Source organism: Massilia hydrophila (assembly GCF_020208145.1).
GTDB classification, from domain to species: domain Bacteria; phylum Pseudomonadota; class Gammaproteobacteria; order Burkholderiales; family Burkholderiaceae_D; genus Telluria; species Telluria hydrophila.
Map to the genome: position 1 here is coordinate 1 of NZ_JAHYBX010000070.1, position 420 is coordinate 420.

Annotated in this window: 1 protein-coding gene and 1 tRNA gene; one reads left to right on the top strand and one right to left on the bottom strand. The window is 46.7% G+C overall.

Annotated features, from left to right (window positions below; translation table 11 throughout):
- Window positions 1–308 (top strand): hypothetical protein (locus tag LE190_RS21535; RefSeq protein WP_225240624.1); only part of this gene is annotated, 308 nt, incomplete at its 5' end.
- Here the strand turns inward: LE190_RS21535 and LE190_RS21540 are convergent.
- Window positions 296–371: transfer RNA gene (locus LE190_RS21540), tRNA-Ala, on the bottom strand. The genes LE190_RS21535 and LE190_RS21540 overlap by 13 nt on opposite strands.
- Window positions 372–420 lie beyond the last annotated feature (49 nt).

Consider the following 420-nt stretch of genomic DNA (forward strand, 5'->3'; position numbering starts at 1 on the left):
GCAAGCTACTACGTCCTTCATCGCCTGTAATCGCCAAGGCATCCACCATGTGCACTTATTCGCTTGTCCCTATAACGTTGGCCCCTGCTGACAACAGGGATCGTCATAGAAATCAAGAGTACAGCTTAATTGCATGTTTGTTGATACTTGATTACTACCCTAAGTGTGCACTTTTACATGCACGCTTAAAAAAACTTTACTTCTTCCAGATTGTTAAAGAACGAAAAAACAGTGATCTCGAAAAGACCAAACCTAAACCGCAGAGGCTTACGTTTGTGCTTTCAGAACCAGGTAATGGTGGAGGATGACGGGATCGAACCGACGACCCCCTGCTTGCAAAGCAGGTGCTCTCCCAGCTGAGCTAATCCCCCGTTTTCTTGTGATAACTTGGTAGGGCTGGTTGGACTCGAACCAACGACC